Origin of the sequence: Oceanobacillus jeddahensis, from assembly GCF_000750635.1 — a bacterium.
GTDB classification, from domain to species: domain Bacteria; phylum Bacillota; class Bacilli; order Bacillales; family Amphibacillaceae; genus Oceanobacillus; species Oceanobacillus jeddahense.
Genome location: NZ_CCDM010000003.1, coordinates 1 through 22,066 on the forward strand (window position 1 = coordinate 1; position 22,066 = coordinate 22,066).

At 38.8% G+C, this 22,066-nt stretch carries 20 protein-coding genes, 1 pseudogene and 1 riboswitch; of the genes and pseudogenes, 12 read left to right on the top strand and 9 right to left on the bottom strand.

Annotation, left to right across the window (positions count from 1 at the left end; genetic code table 11):
• Positions 1-392 precede the first annotated feature (392 nt).
• On the bottom strand, positions 393-944 hold the full coding sequence (locus BN986_RS27370; protein WP_040980959.1) for a hypothetical protein: 552 nt from the start codon (positions 942-944) through the stop codon (positions 393-395).
• Between the two features lie 443 nt (positions 945-1,387).
• Between BN986_RS27370 and BN986_RS13280 the strand changes: the two genes are divergently transcribed.
• The 3 genes from BN986_RS13280 (at position 1,388) to BN986_RS13290 (ending at position 5,795) form a co-directional block, all read left to right on the top strand.
• Positions 1,388-3,259, top strand: a complete 1,872-nt coding sequence (locus tag BN986_RS13280) for a serine hydrolase domain-containing protein (RefSeq protein WP_052400789.1) — start codon at positions 1,388-1,390, stop codon at positions 3,257-3,259.
• Positions 3,260-3,526: 267 nt separating this feature from the next.
• Entirely contained in the window at positions 3,527-5,050 is a 1,524-nt protein-coding gene (locus BN986_RS13285) for a plasmid pRiA4b ORF-3 family protein (protein WP_040980961.1), read from the top strand.
• Between the two features lie 394 nt (positions 5,051-5,444).
• Positions 5,445-5,795 carry a hypothetical protein gene (locus BN986_RS13290; RefSeq protein WP_040980963.1) on the top strand — a complete coding sequence of 117 codons (351 nt, stop codon included), beginning with the start codon at positions 5,445-5,447 and terminating at the stop codon, positions 5,793-5,795.
• Between the two features lie 84 nt (positions 5,796-5,879).
• Here BN986_RS13290 and BN986_RS13295 read toward each other — a convergent pair whose 3' ends face one another.
• Positions 5,880-6,845 (bottom strand): bile acid:sodium symporter family protein, encoded by a 966-nt coding sequence (locus tag BN986_RS13295; protein ID WP_040980965.1) that lies wholly within the window; start codon positions 6,843-6,845, stop codon positions 5,880-5,882.
• Entirely contained in the window at positions 6,842-8,227 is a 1,386-nt protein-coding gene (locus BN986_RS13300) for an FAD-binding oxidoreductase (RefSeq protein WP_040980966.1), read from the bottom strand. The genes BN986_RS13295 and BN986_RS13300 overlap by 4 nt, the downstream gene beginning before the upstream one ends.
• A gap of 489 nt (positions 8,228-8,716) precedes the next feature.
• On the opposite strand from BN986_RS13300, the gene BN986_RS27055 reads away from it, so the two are divergent.
• A complete protein-coding gene (locus BN986_RS27055; protein ID WP_157037080.1) occupies positions 8,717-8,893 on the top strand; it encodes a hypothetical protein in 177 nt (58 codons plus the stop codon).
• A 727-nt stretch (positions 8,894-9,620) separates the two neighbouring features.
• Here BN986_RS27055 and BN986_RS13305 read toward each other — a convergent pair.
• Genes BN986_RS13305 through BN986_RS13320 form a run of 4 tightly spaced genes read right to left on the bottom strand, consistent with a single transcriptional unit; the run spans position 9,621 to position 13,001 of the window.
• Positions 9,621-10,262 (bottom strand): ABC transporter permease, encoded by a 642-nt coding sequence (locus tag BN986_RS13305; protein ID WP_040980968.1) that lies wholly within the window; start codon positions 10,260-10,262, stop codon positions 9,621-9,623.
• The gene (locus BN986_RS13310; RefSeq protein ID WP_040980970.1) at positions 10,262-11,170 is read right to left on the bottom strand and encodes an osmoprotectant ABC transporter substrate-binding protein; all 909 of its coding nucleotides are present in this window, start codon (positions 11,168-11,170) and stop codon (positions 10,262-10,264) included. Before BN986_RS13310 ends, BN986_RS13305 begins: the two co-directional genes overlap by 1 nt.
• Positions 11,171-11,187: 17 nt before the next feature.
• Positions 11,188-11,835, bottom strand: coding sequence for an ABC transporter permease (locus BN986_RS13315; RefSeq protein ID WP_040980972.1), 648 nt, complete (start codon positions 11,833-11,835; stop codon positions 11,188-11,190).
• A 17-nt stretch (positions 11,836-11,852) separates the two neighbouring features.
• Complete coding sequence (locus BN986_RS13320; protein ID WP_040980974.1) at positions 11,853-13,001, bottom strand: betaine/proline/choline family ABC transporter ATP-binding protein; 1,149 nt, start codon at positions 12,999-13,001, stop codon at positions 11,853-11,855.
• A 257-nt stretch (positions 13,002-13,258) separates the two neighbouring features.
• Between BN986_RS13320 and BN986_RS13325 the strand changes: the two genes are divergently transcribed.
• The 8 genes from BN986_RS13325 to BN986_RS13360 all read left to right on the top strand — a co-directional run bounded on the left by BN986_RS13325 (position 13,259) and on the right by BN986_RS13360 (position 19,497).
• Positions 13,259-13,849 (top strand): GbsR/MarR family transcriptional regulator, encoded by a 591-nt coding sequence (locus BN986_RS13325; RefSeq protein WP_052400790.1) that lies wholly within the window; start codon positions 13,259-13,261, stop codon positions 13,847-13,849.
• Positions 13,839-14,723, top strand: coding sequence for a beta-keto acid cleavage family enzyme (locus BN986_RS13330; RefSeq protein ID WP_040980976.1), 885 nt, complete (start codon positions 13,839-13,841; stop codon positions 14,721-14,723). Before BN986_RS13325 ends, BN986_RS13330 begins: the two co-directional genes overlap by 11 nt.
• A gap of 188 nt (positions 14,724-14,911) precedes the next feature.
• Complete coding sequence (locus tag BN986_RS13335; protein ID WP_040980978.1) at positions 14,912-15,880, top strand: 3-hydroxyacyl-CoA dehydrogenase NAD-binding domain-containing protein; 969 nt, start codon at positions 14,912-14,914, stop codon at positions 15,878-15,880.
• Positions 15,867-16,340, top strand: a complete 474-nt coding sequence (locus BN986_RS13340; protein ID WP_040980981.1) for a thioesterase family protein — start codon at positions 15,867-15,869, stop codon at positions 16,338-16,340. The genes BN986_RS13335 and BN986_RS13340 overlap by 14 nt, the downstream gene beginning before the upstream one ends.
• A gap of 244 nt (positions 16,341-16,584) precedes the next feature.
• A riboswitch (PreQ1 riboswitch) is annotated at positions 16,585-16,629 on the top strand.
• Positions 16,630-16,715: 86 nt separating this feature from the next.
• Positions 16,716-17,387 (top strand): 7-cyano-7-deazaguanine synthase QueC, encoded by a 672-nt coding sequence (gene queC / locus BN986_RS13345; RefSeq protein ID WP_040980983.1) that lies wholly within the window; start codon positions 16,716-16,718, stop codon positions 17,385-17,387.
• Entirely contained in the window at positions 17,387-17,854 is a 468-nt protein-coding gene (gene queD, locus BN986_RS13350; protein WP_040980985.1) for a 6-carboxytetrahydropterin synthase QueD, read from the top strand. Before queC ends, queD begins: the two co-directional genes overlap by 1 nt.
• On the top strand, positions 17,844-18,575 hold the full coding sequence (queE, locus tag BN986_RS13355; protein WP_040982121.1) for a 7-carboxy-7-deazaguanine synthase QueE: 732 nt from the start codon (positions 17,844-17,846) through the stop codon (positions 18,573-18,575). Before queD ends, queE begins: the two co-directional genes overlap by 11 nt.
• A 106-nt stretch (positions 18,576-18,681) precedes the next feature.
• Positions 18,682-19,497 (top strand): DUF1835 domain-containing protein, encoded by an 816-nt coding sequence (locus BN986_RS13360; protein ID WP_040980987.1) that lies wholly within the window; start codon positions 18,682-18,684, stop codon positions 19,495-19,497.
• Between the two features lie 90 nt (positions 19,498-19,587).
• On the opposite strand, the gene BN986_RS13365 is transcribed toward BN986_RS13360, so the two are convergent.
• Both BN986_RS13365 and BN986_RS13370 read right to left on the bottom strand, forming a co-directional pair.
• A complete protein-coding gene (locus BN986_RS13365; protein WP_040982123.1) occupies positions 19,588-20,328 on the bottom strand; it encodes a sulfite exporter TauE/SafE family protein in 741 nt (246 codons plus the stop codon).
• Between the two features lie 237 nt (positions 20,329-20,565).
• A pseudogene (locus BN986_RS13370) lies at positions 20,566-22,020 on the bottom strand (DASS family sodium-coupled anion symporter).
• Positions 22,021-22,066 lie beyond the last annotated feature (46 nt).

Consider the following 22,066-nt stretch of genomic DNA (forward strand, 5'->3'; position numbering starts at 1 on the left):
TTTTTCTGGGGTTGCGATTACTCACCCCACCATAACCCGTCGCAGCGGTCGTATTAACCTGACAACATTGAGACCTGCGATTACTCGGTCTATTAAAACCGTTGCTGCGATTACTCGTCCCATCGTAAAGAGTTGTGCGTCGAAAAACTCCCACTGAGTGAAGTTTCGTTTTATAATCAAAGGGAAGGAAGCAGCAGAGATATGCTGAAATTTAAATGGAAGAGAATGGGAGCCATTCTAACCTGACACTTTTACCTGGTCGATTCTTTATTACAAGATTAACCAGGTAAATAGCTTTTTCTTAGTTGTAATTAATAAAATATACAAATGATTTTATGGGAATTATTTTGTCAGTTGACCATTAATGATGGCAGGGTTTAAGCAATCCATCGTTATTTTACTTCCTCAAACGGATTAAAGGAATCTTTTATATGTAATTCTTCTTTTAACTCTTCTTTTAGTTGTTCATAAGCATCGGGATCCATCCGTTGAAATGCTTCAATAAACGCTAACATTTTATCAATATACTTTTGTTCTTCTTCACTAAACGCTTCGGGATTTCTGTCATATTCTAAAACAAGCGGATTCGGGAAAACCTCCGAAGCATGTACATCATGTTCTTCAGCATATTGTTCTGCTTCCTCATATAGCTCATGTTCGTACATCCAGCTCGGGTCAGATTTATCGATGCTATTATTATCAGCCATTAATATGTCCATCATGGTGGTGCTAAAAAAATAAAATTGCACGAGTTGTTCGTATGTTTCATCCGATACTCCATCGATATTTGATTTATCGGGTGCATTGTTTGCACATGAAGATAAAACAATGATGATCAATATAGCTGTGATAAAGATGGATGATAATTTCAGGTGTTTTGATTGTTGTTTATATTTTTTATTTAACTGTGTTGTAGTGCGCTTTCGGATAAATGTTACCTCCAATAATCGGATTTACTGCTAATAATAGGTTACTGTAAACCAAATAAAAAGTAAACAGTTGCCTTACAGGATTCTTAGTTAGTTTTTTTACCGAAAATAAAGTGATAAAAATAGCCTGGAATCGATATTTATTCATTTATCACGGAGAACCGCCTGTAAAACTCCCGCATCCAAATAAAGAGGGAAAATATATTTGTTTAGGCTGGAGATCAGGTGAGCTAACTCCCTAAATCACTTAGGCTAAGTTCGCGACATCCTGGGTTTTCGATTACTCACCCCATCGTAAAGAGCTGTTCGTCAAAAATTCCCACTACAATGAAGTTTCGTTTTAAGGATGAAAACCATTGAAAATTATTAGAATTTTTAATCAAGATCTGTCAGGCCATTCTTTTTAATGATATGATAAATACTGAATTGGCATATAAAAACAGAGGGAAGGTAACGAAATGAAAAGAAGAATCGGTGTTTTTCTCTATATACTTTTATTAGGCTTATGTTTTCCCGCATCCTTTTCAGCAGCGGAAAATACAACGCCATCAGGTATACCGATTGACGATTTAGAGGAGTTTGTAGATGATTATGCAGAAGAATACATAGGAGATACCGTAGCAGGGGCATCAATTATTGCGATTAAAGACAATCAAATTGTTCTATCTAAAGGGTATGGTTATGCTGATGTAGAAAATCAAATTCCAATGGATCCGGAAGCAACCGTTTTAGAATGGGGATCGATTACCAAATTATTCGTCTGGGTCTCCGCAATGCAGCTTGCCGAACAGGGAAAACTCGACCTAGAGGAGGATATACGAACTTATTTACCAGAGGGCTTTCTAACCAAATTAAATTATGATGACCCCATTACTATCTTAAACTTAATGCATCATAATGCCGGCTTTGAAGATAATATTTTTGATTTATTATTCGATTCTCCAGAACATTTGGTTTCGTTGGAGGAAGTCTTGAAAACCGCAGAGCCGGAGCAGGTTTTTAAGCCTGGTGAAGTTGTTGCTTATTCGAATTATTCTACTTCTTTAGCAGCTTATATTATTGAAGAAATCACCGGACAACCGTTTGATGAGTACGTGGAGGAACATATATTTGAAGAATTAGAAATGAACCATTCGACCATGCATTTGCCTATGGAAGATAATCAAGAAATGGAGTTTCAAAAAGGAAAAGGATATTTTCCTGGAGAGAATGGTGGTTTTATAGAGTCACAGCCTTTTTATATTTCTATGTATCCAAGCGGAGGAATAAATGGAACCGCTACCGATTTGGCAAAGTTTGCACAGGCTTTGATGCTTCCTGATTCAGAAAATACTTCTTTATTTCTAGAAAACGAGACACTTTCCGAGTTGCTTACAACAAGTTATGCACCAGAAGAAGGAGTCCCAGGACTCGCTCATGGCTTTTGGGAGTATGATGGCGAATATAGAGGACTAACTCATTCAGGGAATACGGTCGCTTATTCCAGTAATATGCAAATTGTACCGGAAGATAATTTTGCCATTATCATTTTAACTAATCAAGCGGATGAAATTGACCTTTTATTCGGCTTGACAGATAAATTAGTGGGGAGGGGAGGTCAAACGGTCCAAGAAAATCTTCCGCTCACTTCTGAGGTAGAAGGGTCTTATTTATCGGCACGCCGTACGTATAACGGGTTTATGAATCTTTATGCATACCTTGCACCGTTACATGTTAAACCAATAAATAATAATGAAATCGAATTGAATTTAGCTGGTTTTAAAGCTACTTATACACAAATAAGTCCTTACGTTTATAAGTTAAAAAGTGGAGATGACGTCTTTATACCAAGCAATGTGATGTATTTTCATGAGAATGACGGGGAAATAATGCAAATTTCAACAACATATGCTGACTATTTGCCAATGGATAAAAGTAAACCTTTTCTGTATATTAGCTTAGGGGTGTTTATCTGGTGCGTAGTTTATTTCCTAATTAATCCATTTATTCTATTCGTGCAGGCAATTTTGCAAAAGAGAAGAAAGAAAAAAATATTGATGGTTACCAAATGGAACTGGATATTAACGCTTTCAGGCACAGCCTTAGCAGTGAATATAGTGGTGTTAATTATACGTATGTTGAATAAACCAATGCGGATGTATTCCGAGTTGTTTCCACATTTTATAGGAAACTATGTTTTTTCTGTAACCAGTTTTATTTCTGTTGTTGTAATAATCGTACTCTGGAGAAAAAACCAGCTATCTAAGGTGCGGAAAATTGGATACTTATTGACTTGCGTCAGCAGTATATTATTTATTGCTTGTTTGATTATTTGGCAGATGTATTCATAAGCTAACAGGTTTAAATTGCTGGAATTAAGGAAGAAAGCTCCATTTTATCACGGAGGACCGCCCGTAAAATTTCCACTAAATAAAGTTTCGTTTTATGGATCGATTTTTTTATTTTAATTTGTAAACGAGATTTTTAGCTGTCCTAATCTAGTTCAGCTTTTGCATAGAAATAGTTGCAATTTATCTAAAGGAGAACTATCTTAAAAATAAGAGACAAGTTAGGAAATTGATAAATTGAAAATATAGTAATAAGAGGGATGTGTTTTCTTGGTTTTTCAAGTGAAAATTAGTATTAAAGATATTGAACGACCTATCTGGCGGACATTAATCGTATCAGAAGAGACAACTTTTGAAGACCTTCACATTTATTTACAGATTGCATTTACGTGGCCTGATACGGCTTCACATCTTTTTTTACAAGGGGATGTTCGAATTGGTTCGGAAATAGAGGATTTGTTTGAAGGTAAAGAAACTTTGGATGAAGAGGAAGTAACTTTAGCTGAGTTTTTGAAAAATATTGGGGACCGGATGACTTATATAAATGGTGAAGATGATAGTTGGTGGCATCACGAAATTATATTAGAACAAAAGGCAGAATTACCAATGGATTTACCTTTACCATTTTGTTTCTCCGCAGAAGGCAATTCACTTAAAGATAAGGAATTTGATATGGAGTATAATTTAGAATCGATGACAAATGAGGAACTTGTCGAATATATCAATGAACAGTTCAGTGAATTTTATGATGATTCGTTTTTCGATGCTTCAGAAGAAACAGAGCCAGACGAAGAAGAATGGAATGAATTATTTGATGCAGCTGACCAGGTGAAAAATAAAAAACCATGGCTGGAACTATATGATGATCAGTTAATTGCTATCTGGTCAAATGAGTTACATGATTATGCTTATTGCTCCATTATGGGAAATGCGGGAGAAAGCTACGGTGTTACGTGTTTTCTTGGCTCCAGAGGTTTATTATCGTTTTTCGATATTATGGATGCTGATCCGTATGAAGATAACCCTGCATTACTTTTTAACCAATACTCTGTCACAGTCGATTTTAATAATCGAGAAGATTTGGATGAAGAAGAATATGATTTAATTAAAAATCTAGGTAGAAAATATCGTGGGAAATATCAATGGCCATCTTTTGTCAGTATGGTTCCAGATCAATTGCCATGGACGATTAATCAAGAGGAGTGTCTTATTTTAACAGGTATTCTATTAAAATTAGATGCATTTCTTTCTAATACGGAAAATTTGTCTGAAAAGGTTCCGAGCTTTGGGGGAAACATGCTTGCCATTAATGAAAATGAAGAGTTGATATTGTTATCAATAGAGGAATTGATTGATGAAGCCTTGCAAGAACCTGTTTTAGAGCTGGATATATCTGAAATAGAGTGGAAACGAATGAGGAAAAAAGTACAGCCTGTGAATGGAAAGGAAGTAGAACTGGCATTGATTCAAATGGGTGAGCCAGTACAGAATACCCCAGACTCAAGGCCTTTTCTACCTTATATTCTTATCCTTGTTGAACGTGAAACGGGAGCAGTCCTGCATTATGATTTAGCGGAATCAGTTTATTATGCAGAAGGTGTTCAGCAGGCAATCTATCAACTTTTTGATAAACTAGAAGTCTTGCCGAAAACAATTTATATGATCGATGATTTCTTTGCAGTAAATGCAGAACCTCTTTTCGATAAAATATCGATTCCTTTAGTGAAAACAGACGAATTAGAGGGTGTGGAACAATTTGTCGAGATGATGATGTCGGAGGATGGTCCGTTCTAGGAAGCAAGATCTAACAATCATTATTTCATAAAACGAAACTTCATTCAGTGGGAGTTTTACGGACGGTTCTCCATGATAAATGAGAAAACATCCATTTCTTTGATATAGCCCATGCCTAACAAAGAAATGGATGTTTTTTACATGTTCACAGAGTATAGTTTTTCTGAAAGCATTCAACCCAGGGATGTAGAGAAAGAAGTCTAAAAGATAAGAAAAACGGATTTGTTTACGGTGAAAACGGGTAAAGGGATATAATTAAATGGGAAATGAGTGTAAGCAATACTGGAATATATTTGCATTTAAATATATAGAATAATTTATAAGATATATGAAATAAGAGGCTGTTATTTTGTACGATTCTTCTTTGGATTAAAAAGAATAGAGGGCTAAGTATATGAACAGGTCTATAGAAATAACCTTAACAATTATTGGTGGATTAGCCTATGTGTTTTTAGTTGGGATGTACATGGAAGCAATAGATAAAGCATATGCAGAATCGAATAGTATGGGCGGATTATTAGAGGGATTTACCATCGGCTTTGGAATAATGGGGGCAGCGGTCATTATTAGTATTCTCGCTGCTATATGGTTTAAGGGAGATAAAAAACCCCTAGCTGCCAGTTTCCTTCTAATCATTTTTGCAGTAGCTACTTTATTTATTACACATGGCGGGACTTTTGTTGGGGCTTTCTTTTATCTCATTGCGGGTATATTAGGAGTTGGGCGTAAATCAAAAAACAGTTAGTAATTTCAATGAAGCCCATGGGATAATTCATTAAAAAAGCTAGCTGAAATCTTTCAGCTAGCTTTTTTATATATTTCTTTTAAATTAATTTACTTTTTTTAAATTTGTATTTGCCTTCATCTTTTCGATAGGTTTATTAGCCCAGATCGTTGCAATGATTGGACCTGAAATATTATGCCAGATTGCGCCCCAAACACTTGGAAGGGCAGCAAACGGGCTAAAGTGAGTTGTTGCCAAAGAAACACCGAGACCAGAGTTTTGCATTCCTACTTCTATTGAAATAGCTCTCCGGTCATTTTCGTCAAGTCCCAGCAGGCGGGCTGCTAAATAGCCGAAAAATAAACCGAAACCATTATGCAAGAATACCGCTGCAAATACAAGGACCCCAGCAGAAGCGACATTGGGAGCGTTTGCTGCTGTCACTGCAGTTACGATGATTAAAATAGCTGTTACAGAAATTAATGGAACAACGGCAATACTTTTATCCACAACGACAGGAAAAAATCGTTGTACGAGGAAACCAAGAATAATCGGTATAATAATGACTTGGATAATGGATAGAAACATTGCCACCGGATTAACTGGTAACCATTGACCTGCTAATAAATAAAGCAAGAGTGGCGTCATAATTGGAGCTAGCATCGTTGAAAAAGAAGTCATCGCAACGGACAGTGCAACATTTCCTCTTGCTAAATAAACCATGACATTTGATGCGGTGCCACCCGGAACTGATCCTAATAAAACTAGACCAGCCGCAAGTTCTGGAGGTAGTCTTAGTAAATAAGCAATACCGAAAGCAGCGAGTGGCATAATCATATATTGAGCGGCGATCCCGATAATAACTGGTAAAGGTTTTGCTACTACTAATTTAAAATCAATAGGCTTTAATGTCAGCCCCATACCAAACATAACAATTCCCAGTAAAAGAGTAATATAGCTTTCAAAAACAAGGAAAGTAGAAGGGAAGATAAACGAAATAACAGCTGCAAGAATGACAAGAACAGCAAAATACTTACCAGCAAGAGCGCTTATCTTCTCAAGTGTTTTCATAGGTTGCCTCCATTATCAATATCTACGATTTTATCAGGATTTAGGATGTTATTTGGATCTAAAGCTTTTTTAATGTTTGTCATAACATCAAGAGCCGCACCGTGTTCTTCGCGCTGGTAAGGTTTTTTTCCGACTCCTACACCGTGTTCCCCTGTACAAGTTCCGCCACGTTCTAATGCGTAGCGTACTACTTTTTCATTAAATTGTTTTGCTTTTTTTACTTCTTCTTCGTTCTCCATATCGATCATAATCAATGAATGAAAGTTTCCATCACCAACATGTCCTAAAATGCCTCCAGGAATATGCAGCTTTTCTAATTCTTCACCAGCATAGGTTACAGAATTCGCTAATTCTGAAATAGGAACAGCAACATCTGTCAGCATCATTTTTTTACCTACATAGTCATGGATATAAGCGTACGCTAAATTGTGCCGGGCATCCCATAAATGGTTGCGGGCAGCATTATCTGTTTCCGAATTGAAATAATCACAGCCGTGATCCTGCATAATTTCCTTAGAAAATGCAAGATCCTCTTGTAAACCAGATGCATTTCCATGAAATTCTAAGAAAAGGGTTGGCTTGATAGGATAGTCTGATTCACTGAATTTATTAATTTGCTTCACAGAGGCTTCGTCAACAAATTCGACTCGGGCAATTGGAATTCCGGCATGTAAAATAGAAGTGACAGCTTCAATGGCGTTAGTCAGGGTGGTGAAGGTTGCCCGAGCTGCAACAATATGTTCTGGTATGCCATAAACTTGAAGTGTCAACTCGGTAAAACAGCCGAGCGTGCCTTCCGAACCAATGAAAAGACCGTTTAAATGATAGCCAGAAGAGGATTTTGCAGCCAGATTTCCTGTATGAATAACATTACCATCCGCAAGCACAACTTCCATATCACGAACCAGGTCACGCATAACGCCATATTTCACAGTTGTAGTACCACTTGCATTTGTTGCCGCCATTCCACCAAGTGTTGCATTTGCACCAGGATCTACGGTGAAAAAAAGGCCATATTTCTTTAATTCTTTATTCAGCTGTTCTCTTGTCACTCCCGGCTGGACTTTTACGAGTAAATCGCTTTCTTTTATTTCAAGAATTTGATTCATTAATGAAAAATCAATCGTAATCCCATTTTGATAGGGGATAACGTGCCCTTCTAAACTGGTGCCGACACCAAAGGGAGTTACTGGTGTTTGGAATTTCTGGGCAACTTCCATAATATACGAAACATCCTCTGTTGATTTTGGAAATACAACAATATCAGGCAGGCTTGTTTGATGATAAGTTTCATCTTTACTATGTAGCTCTTTCACTGTGTCGTTCGTGGATATTTGATCATTTGATAGTTTTGTACTTAATGCTTGTATAACTTGTTTCATTTTTTATTTCCCCTCCAGTAGTTAAAATGGAAATATACTTTTGAGAATATACGAATATCTATGACAATTTAGATAATATAACCATTATAAATTCTTTTCAGATTAATTCAATGCTTAAAAAAGAATTTTGAAGTAGGTAGTGAGCTTATTTTCATGAAAAATTATTAAAAAAGCCTTGGGGCATATAGATTTGCCTTATAAAGAGGGAGGTGTGATGTGAGCGTTTGGAATTGTTAGAGATTAATTATTCTTTTATTATAGGTTCAACTTTCGCACCTTAAAAAGTAAGTTCATTTCCATAGAAACAGGAGTTGATCGTTCCTCCCTTACATCAGTTGACGAAGGTGAGAAGGTAAAGTGTAAAATACCGCTGCGGCGGACCGTTTTGCTTTCCGACGTACAACGGTTTTGATGGGGCGAGTAATCGCAGCCCCAACCCCAGGACGTTGCGACTTTAGTCTGCCTAGGGGCACGCTCTTCAGCTAACTTTTGCCAAGAAGAGCGCTTGGCAAAAGTGGATCTTCAGATGGTGCTGATCCCTTGTCCAGCTACAAGCGTCAAAAACTAGACAACTTCCCGACAGCGCCCTACGATAAAGAAGACTTACTGATTGGCAAACCGACAGGCGCAGACAGAAGTAAAGTCGCACTTATGCCCCGCGGGTGAAAGTCATCATCCGTTCGTAAACTCACGGTGATTCCTTTATCTCAGTTGCTTCGGTCCAGTTGTTACGTTTTTAAACGACGCTTTCCGCTTTCCTCACAGGAGTCAAAACGGTCCGCCTCCGCTAGTAAGGTGTTCTATACGTGGAACAACTGAACAAAAAAAGCCAGATCAGACAGATTATATTTTTCATGGTGCTTGGTAAAAATGTTCGACAATGATTACTTTTTGTGCATGAAAGCTATTCCTGAAGTTAACTATCCATGCTGTCATGATTAATTGTTCAGGCGAAAGCTGCTATTTCGTCAAGCTTATCAAAATGTTATTTCTTTCATTCGCTGTAGAATCCTATCAGAGCGGAGTGGTTGGCCGGAGCGGAGCTATACACAATAACCAATTCCAAAATGGACGGATCTGTAACCAAAAGCAAGCATGATGCTGGAGAACATGTTCATACTGAGATAGCAAGATATATATGCTTATTCTTAGGTGCGAAAGTTGAGTTATAGGGAATAGTAGAAGATATCGTTATTTATAAATTTCTTATAATCTATTATCGCTGTTTTAAGAGTAGAATAGGCGGGTGTAGTTTTAAAGAACCGCCTAGTATACTGCTCTATTGCACATGAAAAATCCCGGTTTGTTATAAAATACAAGATAACAAAACCGGGATTTTCACTAACCTTATTAAAAGAATAGATAGTAGCTTAAAGCAATACTATCTTTTACTTTAATTTACGGGATTTAACATTCTTTCAATCTTACCCATAATTAAATCTGCAGCTATTGCCATTAATGCTGTGGGAACAGCGCCAGCTAAAATAATAGCTGTTCCGTCTGTCGCATTTGTTCCGCGTACAATAATTGCGCCAAGTCCTCCAGCGCCTACAAAGGTGCCAATTGCTACAACGCCGATGCCAACAACAAGTGCTGTGCGGATTCCTGCCATCATTACGCTGACAGCAAGCGGTAATTCAACTTTTATCAGCAGTTGGAAACGTGTCATTCCAGAAGCATAAGCAGCTTCCTTTACTGTCTGATCCACTCCAGTTATTCCTACATAAGTATTTTGAATAATTGGTAATAAAGAATAGAAAAATACTGTCGTTACGACGGTTGTCGTTCCAAGACCCATCGCCACCATGGTAATGGCCATAAATCCTAATACCGGGATGGTTTGAATGATACTTCCAAGTGTAAGTACCCATCCGCTTAATTTGCCGTACCTGGCAATTAAAACACCGATAGGGATAGAAACAATGGAAGCAAAAAGGACACCATAAGCAGCCATTAAAAAGTGACGGTAAAATTCTGTCCAAATATAAAATCCGTTTTGAGAAACATATGTTATAAATTGTTCCCAGAGACCCATTACATTCCCTCCTTATCCTCAAAGTAGTTATTTTCTTCAAGAAACTCGCGGGCAATGGTTGCAGGACTGACTAATTCCACATCGCCTCTGTAATTCATTTCCTGCATATCTTCTGTTGTAACAGTATCACTTAATTTTTCCATCACTTCTTTTATTTCTGGATTTTCCTCCAAGATTTCATTTCTTGCGACAGGCGAAGCGTCATAAGGAGGGAAGAAATCATCATCCAGTACTTTCAAATCATATGCTGCAATTCTTCCGTCTGATGAATAGCCGAGAACAGCGTCCATGTTACCGGAAGCAGCAGCTTCATATACAAGACCGATTGCCATTGGATAGACATTTCCAAAAGCGAAGTGCGTCTCTGTGAAAGCCTCGTAGCCGTCACCAGAGCGGTTTACCCACGCATTATCTACCCCGAAATTCATGTTATCAGCAAAAGGTTCCAGGTCATCCACATGGGAAATTCCTTCTTCCTCTGCGAATTCTTGTGTAATGGAAATGGTATAACTGTTTTCAAAACCGTATGAGTTGCCCCATGTCTGGTCGAATTTTTCATCGAATTCCTGCTGTACAATTTCCATTGCTTCTTCGGGATCTGTAATATCTTCATAGTTTAAGACACCTGCAATATCTGTTCCAGTATATCTGGTAGCAGTCATATCTACTTCATCTTGCATCATCGCTTGATGGAGGACCATAGTTGATCCTAAATTTGTTACGAGTTCCGTATCTAAATCTGTATAATGCTCAATCATTTGAGATAATATATTGCCCCAAATCTCGGATTCTACTGTATCCAGGGTTGCGATTCGGACAGTACTTTCTGAAGGTCCGCTGAGGCCTGGCAGCGCACACCCTGAAAGGAGAAGTGCCGAAAGAAGGGGAATCATTAATAATTTCTTCATCTATTATCCTTCCTTTTTTATGCAGTTTTTCTTAAGGCTTTAGGTGTTAATCCCTTCTCAAGGAGCGATAATAACCCACTTGCAATTAAAGCTAATATGGTAGCTGGGACTGTACCCAGCACAATTAGCTCAGGCTGATATAGATTCAAGCCATCAAAAATAAGATCACCTAAACCACCGCCACCGATAAATGCTGCCAGCGTTGCCCAACCAATCAAGTAAACTGTTGCAAACCGGATTCCTGACATAATAACTGGTAAAGCCAGCGGTAGTTCCACTTTTCGAATTACTTCAAAAGTGTTCATTCCCATACCTTTTCCCGCTTCTTTTAAACTCGAGTTTACTTCCATAACGCCAGTATACGTATTTCTAAGTATAGGAAGTACAGAATAAATAAACAAAGCAATAATCGCAGGTACCGTACCTACGCCCAGAAAAGGCATTAAAAAAGCTAAAATGGCCAGACTTGGAACCGTCTGCAATATGCCGACGAATGATATGAACCGATCCGCTGTTTTGCTTGGTATCCGGGTCAGTAAAATTCCTAATGGAACAGCAACGAGTACCCCTAAAACGATAGCTGCGATAGAGATATACATATGCTCTCCCGTTTTATTCAGCAATTCCCATCCATAGGACGAGAGGGTATCCATCATTGTTTGCATTATTTTGACCTCCTTTATTATTCTATTGCACTAACTTCTGCAGTTTCGTCACCCCAAATAGTGTTATATACCATATCCGCCAGCGTTGCTCTTGTTACAATTCCTGACAGCTTATTATTATCTGTTACCACTGGGACGTAGCTGCTGCCGCGACGGAGCATCCGATGCATTGTATCCCGGAGCAGACTATTTTTATGAACGGCATATTTTGCTGTATCCATTGCTTCATAAACTTGATTTTTCTTTTTATAGTTCGAATCGACCATTTCAATATCAATATAGCCTTTTAAAATTCCTGACTCATCAACAACCAGTAGTGAATCTACGCGTTTTGCATGCATTTTTTGAATAGCTTCTTTTAAACTGCTTTCTTCCTCTATGGTGATCGGATCCGGATTCATAATTTGTTCAACGCGCGTTACTTCCGGACGACTTTCTAATAATCGGTCTTTTCCAATAAAGTCTTCTACAAATTCATTAGCTGGATGCCGAAGAATATTATCCGGCGTGCCGACTTGAACGATTTCACCCTGATTCATAATAACGATTTTATCTGCAAGTTTTATCGCTTCATCCATATCATGTGTGACAAAAACAATTGTTTTATCCATTTCCTTTTGAAGTTTTTTAAATTCTTCTTGCAAACTGTCACGGGTAATTGGATCAAGCGCTCCAAATGGTTCGTCCATTAAAATTAATGGGGGATTTGTAGCTAAAGCTCTAAGTACCCCAATTCTTTGTTGCTGTCCTCCGCTTAGCTCATGAGGGTAACGTGTTAAATAATCCTCTGGTAAGTTAACCAATGAGATAAGTTCTTTTGCTCGTTCTTTCTGTTTCTCCTTATTCCATTTTAAAAGAGACCCCACGAGAGAGATATTTTCCCCTACTGTCATATGCGGCATTAAACCGATTTGTTGAATAACATATCCAATGGATCGCCGCAATTGAACAGCATCTTGTTCTAATACATTCGTTCCTTCCACAAGAATTTCTCCACTGGAAGGTTCAATTAACCGATTAATCATTTTCATTGTGGTTGTTTTCCCACAACCGCTCGGCCCGATAAAAACAACAAATTCTCCCCGTTCCACGTTCAGGTTCAGCTTATGAACAGAAGGATTGTCGTTCCCATCGAATTTTTTTGTTACTTCTTTAAATTCAAGCACTCCAAGCACCTCCATTGTTTATTCCGTAAAACTTAAATTCAAGCTTATTCAGTATAATAAATAAGAGAGTAAAAATGAAAATCCGAAAAAAACCAATTAAACCGTAAAATCTGTGCAATTTAAACTTTACAAAGTATACAGAATCATTTATCTTAGAATTGCTTTATTTTACTCTTGATTACTATTGAATTTGTTTTTTCCATTTTTAATTAATTCATGTTACAGTGACACCTATACCAGATAAAGGGGGCTCGACAATGGAGTCATTTTCAAACAACCGATTGCTTCAAGAAATTAAATCCTGCGAAGAACTTCTCACAGATCGAATCGCCGATAATATGGAAACATTCGGTGTTTCCTCAACGGTTGGCCGTCTGCTCGGCATTATTTATATGAACCGGGAGGCAATGACGTTAGATGCACTCGCTGATGAAACAGGAATGAGTAAAACAAGAATGAGTCAAGTTATGCGACAAATGATCTCATTTAATATTGCTGAGAAAGAATATGTTAAGGGCAGCCGCAAAGATCATTACAATGTAGAACGTGACTATGCGCAGACATTTATATCATTATTCACAAGTAACTGGTCAGAGGTTGTAAAAAGAAATACGAGTTTAGAACGTCGTCTTAGAGAACAAATTCGTCATTTAGAAACTTTCTTGACAGAGGATTCTCCAGAAGAAGTAAAAGTTCGGATGGAGAGATTACAGCAAGAGTTGGATGAATGGAATGCCTATTATAATTGGATAAATAATCTAGTTGCTTTTTTTGAAAGTGGCGAGATTTTTAAACATGTTCCCATTATCACCCCAACCAAAAAGGAGGAAGCACAAAATGAAGAATAAACGAATCATCACTGCAGCGTTGACTGGAGCAGGAGATACAACCGAGAAAAGCAGGCATGTTCCGGTTACGCCAAAAGAAATTGCGGAATCTGCTATTGAATCAGCAAAAGCAGGTGCTGCCATTGCACATATCCATGTTCGTGACCCCAAGACTGGAAAACTGAGTCACGATGTTGAGCTCTTTAGAGAGACGGTGGAACGAATCCGTGAATCCGATACGGATGTGATTATTAATATTACTGCTGGTGGAGGCGGTGACTTTGTTCCCGATCTCGAAAATCCAACACAAGGGGGACCTGGCACTGATATTCAAACACCCAAAGAACGCCATGAGCCAGTCGGAAAATTGCTTCCGGAACTTACCACATTGGATTGCGGCAGTTTAAACTTTGGAAATCAGGTTTATTTGGGACCGGAAGATTGGCTTCGCGAGCATGCTAAGCTGATTAAAGAAAGTGGCGTGAAACCAGAAATGGAAGTATTTGATACAGGGCATATCCGTCTTGCCAATCAATTAATTTCTGAAGGGTTAGTGGAAGGAACACCAATGTATCAGTTTTGTCTTGGTATTCCATGGGGCGCTGATGCTGATTCAGAAACGATTGAATATATGAAAAGAAGAGTGGTCGATGGGGCACATTGGTCAGCATTCGGTATCGGCCGCATGCAGCTTCCGATTGTTGCACAGGCTGCTTTACTTGGCGGAAACGTCCGTGTTGGATTAGAAGACAATTTATATCTGGAAAAAGGCGTTCTTGGTACGAATGAACAGCTCGTAGATCAAACTGTTAACATTTTAAATAGTGTGAAGCTGGAGCCGATGACGGCAGCGGAAGCAAGAGAACTTTTAAATCTAAAAAAATTCAATTCCTAAAGGGAAGTTCAAAAAGTCCAATAAAAATGACACGGCGAATTTCTGCGTTGGCTTGCTTTTCCGGTACTCACGTATCTAAAAACATACGCTCCGTCCCTCAAAGCTACGCCGCCTTGAACTTCTTGGTCCTATTCATCGGACTTTTTGAACACACACTAAGAGGATATTTAAATAGTAAGAGGTGAACTATGGTACAAAAAACGATGGCAGTTTTAGGAACTGGTGTTATCGGTAATGGCTGGATTGCACGCTTTTTAGCAAGTGGACATAAAGTCAATGCCTTTGACCCTGCTCCTGGCGCAAAAGAAAAAACAGGCAAGATGATAGATGACATTTGGACAACATTAGAAGAGTTTGGACTTAGCAATGAAGCAGCAAAAGAAAATCTGACCTTTTATGATACATTAGAGGAAGCTGTAAAAGATGCTGATTTGATCCAGGAAAACGTACCTGAGCAGGAAGTATTGAAGAAAAAAGTGTTAGCGCAGGTGGATGCCGCAACGAAATCAACTGCAATTATTGCATCCAGCACATCTGGTTATATGCCTTCTGTACTGCAGGCGGATTGTGTACATCACCCAGAGCGTGTTATAGTTGCACACCCATTTAATCCAGTTTATCTGATACCATTGGTGGAAATTGCTGGAGGAAAGCAGACGGAACGCAGTTATATGGAAAAGGCAGAGGAGCTTTATGAAAGCATGGATATGAAGCCGCTGGTGATGAAAGGTGAAATTGACGGTCATATTGGTGACCGGTTGATGGAAGCTATTTGGCGCGAAGGACTTCATATTGTCAATGATGGTGTTGCAACAACCGAAGAAGTAGATAAAGCGATCGTTTATGGACCTGGTCTGCGCTGGGCATTGATGGGGCCATTTTTAACACTTCATTTAGCTGGCGGCAAGGATGGTATGAAACACATGCTTGAACAATTTGGCCCTGCGCTGAAGCTGCCTTGGACTCGCCTGGTAGCTCCGGAACTAACGGAAGAATTAAGTGAAAAAGTGATTTCGGGAACTGCAGAACAAAGTGGAGATGTTCCGATTGAAGATTTGGAACATCGCCGTGACCGTTTCTTAATTAAGCTTATGGGACTTTTGGAAGAAGAAGGTTTCTGGCCGGCAGAAAGGTTGCTTTCCTATGACAGGAAGTAAACAAATATGGAAGGGCCATGTATTGCCTGAATGGGTGGATTATAATGGACATATGAATGACGCGTACTATGCGTTGGTTTTCAGTTATAGTCTCGATGCTTTAATGGATGAAATCGGTCTGGATGAAGAAGGAAGAACAGCATATACCTACACCATTTTCACCCTGGAAGCGCATATTAAATATGTAAAGGAAGCACATGAAAACGAAGAACTGCATACGAACGTTACAGTGCTCGACAGAGACGAAAAACGGATGCATCTTTGGTTCGAAATGAAAAATCAAGAAGATGCTACCGTCGCAACCAGTGAGCAGATGGTGATGGGGATAGACGAGTCGTCAGGACGTCCGGCACCATTTCCGGAAGCTGTTGAGACAGAAGTAAAACAATTACCAAAGTTAGCTAAAGAAAGCTGGCCTGCCGGAGCAAATAAACCTATGGGAATTCGTAAGAAAAAGTGATACGTAGTTTGTTGTATTTATAGTATAGGAGGTACTCCCTTATCACTTTGTGTGGAAATAATAAAAATTTCTCTGCATCCGATAAGGGGGCATTTACCTACTACTAGAACAGAAGGCAAAGCTTATAGGTTCTAAATCAATTCCTCCTGAGAAACATTTAAAAAACAGTAAATGTTACCATACTTATAAAAAAATATGTTATACTGCCACTTGAGTAAAAAATGAATAAAGTCTACTTTAATAAGTAGGAGAGGTTCTAGCTGCACCCTCTATAAAAAACTAAGGATAACCATACTGACGAAACCTTAGGTATGGTTTTTTTATATTTTCGGGTGTATAGAATTCTCTTTTTCAAATTGGAAAGGGGATTTTTTTATGGAAAAAAATAATAAGCGGGCTGTTGTTGTATTTAGCGGTGGTCAGGATAGTACCACCTGTTTATTTTGGGCATTGGAAAAGTTTGAGCATGTAGAGTTAGTCACATTTGACTACAGTCAGCGCCACAGTTTAGAGATTGAGGTGGCAAAGGAAATCGCTGCAGATCAGGGACTGAGACATCATATTTTAGATATGTCTTTGCTGAACCAACTAGCTCCTAATGCGTTAACAAGAGATGATATCGAAGTAGAGAACGCAGAAGATGGAGGTATTCCCAATACATTTGTACCGGGAAGAAATTTACTATTTCTTTCTTTTGCAACCATTCTAGCCAAACAAATTGATGCCAAACATATTATTACCGGCGTATGTGAAACCGATTTTAGCGGATATCCAGATTGTCGTGATATCTTTACCAAATCATTAAATGTCACCTTAAACTTATCCATGGAGGAAGACTTTGTTATTCACACACCATTAATGTGGCTGGACAAAGCAGAAACATGGGAATTGGCGGACGAGCTGAAAGCCTTTGATTATGTAAGAGAACGGACGTTAACCTGTTATAACGGTGTGAGAGGTGCAGGATGCGGAGAATGTCCGGCATGTCAATTGCGCCAGCGTGGATTAGATCAATACCTGGCAAGAAGGAAGGAGGTAAATCAATAATGTTCGGGTTTCGTATTGTCGAAGAGTTACAAAAGCTGGATAAAGATATTACTAGAGAGCAGTTAGCCTATCACCAAAAAAGAGTGATGGTAAGTAAAGAGTTCTCGTTCGATGCAGCACACCATCTCCATTGTTATGAAGGAAAGTGTAAAAATCTTCATGGTCATACATATCAAGTCGTCTTTGGTATCAGCGGTTTTGTAGATGAAATAGGGATCGTAATTGATTTTAGTGATATTAAAAAGATTTGGAAAGACAAGATTGAAGTATTCCTGGATCACCGTTATTTAAATGAAACCTTGCCGAAAATGAATACAACTGCGGAAAATATGGTCGTCTGGATTTTCGAACAGATGGAAGCAGCAATTCAGGAATTGCCCAATCAATGCAGGGTAGAATTTGTTCGATTATTTGAAACATCGACAAGCTTTGCAGAAGCAAGACGGGAGTGGATGGATCATGCGTAAAATACCTGTCTTAGAGATATTCGGTCCAACCATTCAAGGGGAAGGAATGGTCGTTGGCAGAAAGACGATGTTTGTGCGGACCACTGGATGTGATTACCGGTGCGCCTGGTGCGATTCCGCATTTACATGGGACGGAAGTGCCAAAGACGACATTATGCCGATGACGAGTGAGGAAATTTGGCAGCGGCTGCAAGAAATAGGCGGGAATCACTTTGATCATGTGACAATTTCAGGCGGGAACCCGGCTTTATTATCTGCTATAGATGATTTGATTGATTTGCTTCAGGAAAACAATATTGAGGTTGCGCTGGAAACACAAGGAAGCCGTTACCAGGGTTGGTTTGTTAAAATTGATGATCTGACCATTTCTCCTAAACCGCCAAGCTCTAAGATGAAAACAAACTGGGAGAAGCTAGATGATATTATCTATCAATTGGAAGTAAATAATCGCTTAGTACATACTAGTTTGAAAGTAGTAATTTTTGATAAAGAAGATCTTCATTATGCGGAAAAAGTGCATCAACGCTATCCGAAGCTTGCTTTTTTCCTGCAGGTAGGAAATGATGATCTGGAAGAAATAGAGCCGCAGCAATTATCCAGATACTTACTGGATAAGTATGAATGGTTAATTGATCAAGTCATGGCGTCCTCAGTCTTGAACCGTGTTCGCGTCCTTCCGCAGGTACATGCATTAGTTTGGGGAAATAAGCGAGGGGTATAGGCAAAAAGATAAATCTACAGATAATCTATAATAGAAATGATGAAGAGAAACTGTTATACTTCTAGCAAAACAGCTAATAAAATGATAACAATGGAGGGCGCTTATATTGATTCATCTTATATTCGGAATTGCCGCAGATAGTGGTTTAAAACATGCATTTCGGGAGCAAAACCATCAAATTATCGGGTTCCCCACCGATTTTTCTACAGGTCCGATCAACCATATTCATCAGCCTGAGGGTATCAAGGAGCATTTTAATTGGAAGGCTTTCTCTTTTCAAGAGGAAGCGGACTATGACTATGGTATGGAACAAGTCGCTTTTCAAAGGGCGCTGAAGCAGCTATCCGAAATAAAAGAAGGAGATAAGCTGACCATCTGGACTTGTAAAAATGCATCGGAGCAAATCGGCCTGAGAATCAGCTGTTATTTATTAAAAGAGAAGAAGGTGGAATTAACACTGATAAATACTGCTGAAGCAATGAAGGAATATATGAATGGAAAAGGCCTTAATATTGACATTCGTACGACGGCAGAATGTAATATGCAGCAGCTGCTTCATTTTTATACACATTCAAATACTGCAGTTACAAAAGAAATGAGGAAAAACTTCGAACAAGCAGGAGAAGAATTGCTTCAGCGTGTCAGTATAGTCCGTTCTTGGAAGCAAGGGGAAATAATAGATGAATTAGAAACCAGAGATGATGAATTTATTATGGAATATACGAAAAGAGAAGAGCAGGAAGGTAAAGCAGATGATTTTATAATTGCTGCAAGAGTTGTTGGTGGCGTATTAGGGGAATCTGATCAAATTTTGTCAGATTTATGGATTGAATACCGGATTCGTTCACTTATCCAGTCTGGCTGTCTGATGTATAAAGGCAGTTTGCAATCCATGCGTATGTATAGTATAAAAGTGGCCTGAGTTTCTCTAACATGGAATAGCTATCATCCTATCAAAAAGAGGGCATGAAACATCGCTTTTTGATAGGGTGATGGCATATTTTATCTGAATCTACAGTAATAAAATAACCCCGCCAACCAACGGAACAGCAACCATAGCAATTTTCAAAACCAATGGATGCAGCCGTGTTGTAAATTTAGCGCCGATATAAGAACCTATAATTGTTCCGATAACCACTTCTGCAAATAATTTTAAATCGAGAAAACCAACGGAATAGTAACCGATACCGCCTACCAGGGCAATTGGTATAATCACAAGCATTGTGGTGCCCGCAGATAGTTGAATGGATAAACCGAAGAAAACAAGCAGTCCAATTTGAATAAATGGAGTAGAACCAATTCCAAAGACACCTGATAATAACCCCGTTATGATACCAATGCCACCAGCTGTTAACCAAAACCTGCTTCTGGAGGAACGATTTTTCTCTGCAAAATGTTGAGTTGCAAATTTACCAAAGCCAACGGTTACACGAATCCACAGCAATATGGCTGATAAAATTAACATTGCTGCTGTAAAGCCTTCTAATTCATTTTCTGGAATGAAACTTGCAAGTCTGGAACCCAAAAAAGCTCCCGCTGCCCCAAATAACCCTGTTGCCAGCCCAATTTTTACCATCGTATTTCTTTCTCTTAAGTGACTGATTGTTCCAGATAACGATGTAAAAACCATTGCTGCCAAGGACGTTCCCAGAGCCATATGTATAGGAATATCAAAGACTTCACTAAGTATGGCGATAATAAAACCGGAACCGCCTGCTCCGATAAAGCCTAGTAACAAACCGATTACCAGCATCGTTAATAAAACAACCAAAATAAAAATCCCTTTCTATTTCTAAAACTACAACAGCCATTATAACATAAGGATTGAAAAATTTTGGGAGGAAGATATGTTGGATAATCTCTTTGAATTTTTCAAGTAATAGAATATAGATTAAATAGAAGACGTTTTGCTATTGTAATGAACCAAACTACCTTGGAAAAGCGATATAACAGGGAAGTAAATCGCTCTGTTATATCGCTTTCAAGCTAGTTATAACAATCCAACCCACTGCCAATAAGTAGCACTAAACAGGATGATAAGCAGGTATCCAATCACAGTAAGCGGGATACCGGATTTGATAAATTGTTTTAAAGTAAATGTTCTTGTACCATAGGCCAGCATATTTTGTGGAGCACTGACCGGCAATAAGAAACCGAAACTGATAACAAATTGCATAATCAAGACAAGTCCGGGACCATTAAAGGTTGTTGGCTCCATGGATCCGACTAAAGCAATAACGATTGGAATAAAAGCAGATGCCAGACTGGTTGCACTTGCAAAGCCTAAGTGAATCAAAATATTAAATAAAGCAAGTACGGCAATCATTGCAACCAGAGGTAAGGAAGAAACACCCAATATTTCAAAGGAATTAGAAGAAAGCCAGGTTGCTCCTTCTGTTGCCAATAAGACAATCCCTAATGAGATTCCCGTTGCAAATACAATTAATGTGCCCCAGGGTACTTTAGTCTGTACTTCTTTCCAGGAAAAGATACCAATTATCGGTGTCAGCATAACGGCAACTGCTACAATGGTAACCGTAGTAGAATCTAAAGGATGCAAAATACCTTCTGTGGACCAGAATAATAAGAGCATTCCGGCGATAATGACCAAACGCCATTCTTTGCCGCTCATTTTTCCAAGCTCTTTCAGTTGTTTATCAATACTTATTCCTTCCTGCATTTCCGACATATCCGGCTTAATCAGATTAACCATAACAATATATAGTAAAATTGACATAATCACGGACTACGGGGCGGCGTAAAGAAACCATTCTCCCCATGTCACATCGATCCCGAATGCAGAATCCATAAATCCTAATGCAACCATGTTTTGTGCGGCTGCTGTTTTTATTCCAATATTCCAAATAGAGATAGACTGTACCGCTGTAATCATTAATAATGCCGCTAACTTACTTTGTTTTGCTAATCCAAATGCAGCAACAATTCCTAATAAAATAGGCACAAGCGTACCTGCACGCGCTGTAGCACTTGGAACAAACAATGCAAGTACAAAACTGACAATAATGGTTCCCAAAACAAGCGCTCCAGGCTTAGTGCCAACCTTTGACATAATATATAATGCTATCCGCCTGTGTAGTCCGGTGATTTCCATCGCTGTAGCTAAAACAAGTGCTCCTCCGACAAGGAGTACGGCGGAAGAACTAAACCCTTCTACGGCCATGCCCAGTCCCTGACTCGTTCCGTAAATGGTCCCCGGATCTTCAATAGTGGGGGAGATTCCAATAAGAACAGCCAATAAACTGACGATCATCACTGCACTGACAGGGTAAGAGACCGCTTCCGTAACCCATAAAACAATCGCAAAGGCTAAGACAGCAAGCGCTCGCTGTCCAACTAGAGGCAATGAATCTGGGTTAGGCAGAATTAAAATAATAATCAGAACTGGAAAAGCTGTAATAAGCGCAATAGCATCTTTCTTTTTCACGAAAACCCCTACCTTCCTTTATTTACCTTTATTGTAATATAAAAAA

Bases quoted from the DNA above. Each gene is read 5' to 3' on its own strand.
- BN986_RS13280 (WP_052400789.1), top strand. From the start codon at position 1,388: ATGAAAAGAAGAATCGGTGTTTTTCTCTATATACTTTTATTAGGCTTA.
- BN986_RS13290 (WP_040980963.1), top strand. From the start codon at position 5,445: ATGAACAGGTCTATAGAAATAACCTTAACAATTATTGGTGGATTAGCC.
- BN986_RS13295 (WP_040980965.1), bottom strand. From the start codon at position 6,845: ATGAAAACACTTGAGAAGATAAGCGCTCTTGCTGGTAAGTATTTTGCT.
- BN986_RS13300 (WP_040980966.1), bottom strand. From the start codon at position 8,227: ATGAAACAAGTTATACAAGCATTAAGTACAAAACTATCAAATGATCAA.
- BN986_RS13305 (WP_040980968.1), bottom strand. From the start codon at position 10,262: ATGGGTCTCTGGGAACAATTTATAACATATGTTTCTCAAAACGGATTT.
- BN986_RS13310 (WP_040980970.1), bottom strand. From the start codon at position 11,170: ATGAAGAAATTATTAATGATTCCCCTTCTTTCGGCACTTCTCCTTTCA.
- BN986_RS13315 (WP_040980972.1), bottom strand. From the start codon at position 11,835: ATGCAAACAATGATGGATACCCTCTCGTCCTATGGATGGGAATTGCTG.
- BN986_RS13325 (WP_052400790.1), top strand. From the start codon at position 13,259: ATGGAGTCATTTTCAAACAACCGATTGCTTCAAGAAATTAAATCCTGC.
- BN986_RS13330 (WP_040980976.1), top strand. From the start codon at position 13,839: ATGAAGAATAAACGAATCATCACTGCAGCGTTGACTGGAGCAGGAGAT.
- BN986_RS13335 (WP_040980978.1), top strand. From the start codon at position 14,912: ATGGTACAAAAAACGATGGCAGTTTTAGGAACTGGTGTTATCGGTAAT.
- BN986_RS13340 (WP_040980981.1), top strand. From the start codon at position 15,867: ATGACAGGAAGTAAACAAATATGGAAGGGCCATGTATTGCCTGAATGG.
- queC (WP_040980983.1), top strand. From the start codon at position 16,716: ATGGAAAAAAATAATAAGCGGGCTGTTGTTGTATTTAGCGGTGGTCAG.
- queD (WP_040980985.1), top strand. From the start codon at position 17,387: ATGTTCGGGTTTCGTATTGTCGAAGAGTTACAAAAGCTGGATAAAGAT.
- BN986_RS13365 (WP_040982123.1), bottom strand. From the start codon at position 20,328: ATGCTGGTAATCGGTTTGTTACTAGGCTTTATCGGAGCAGGCGGTTCC.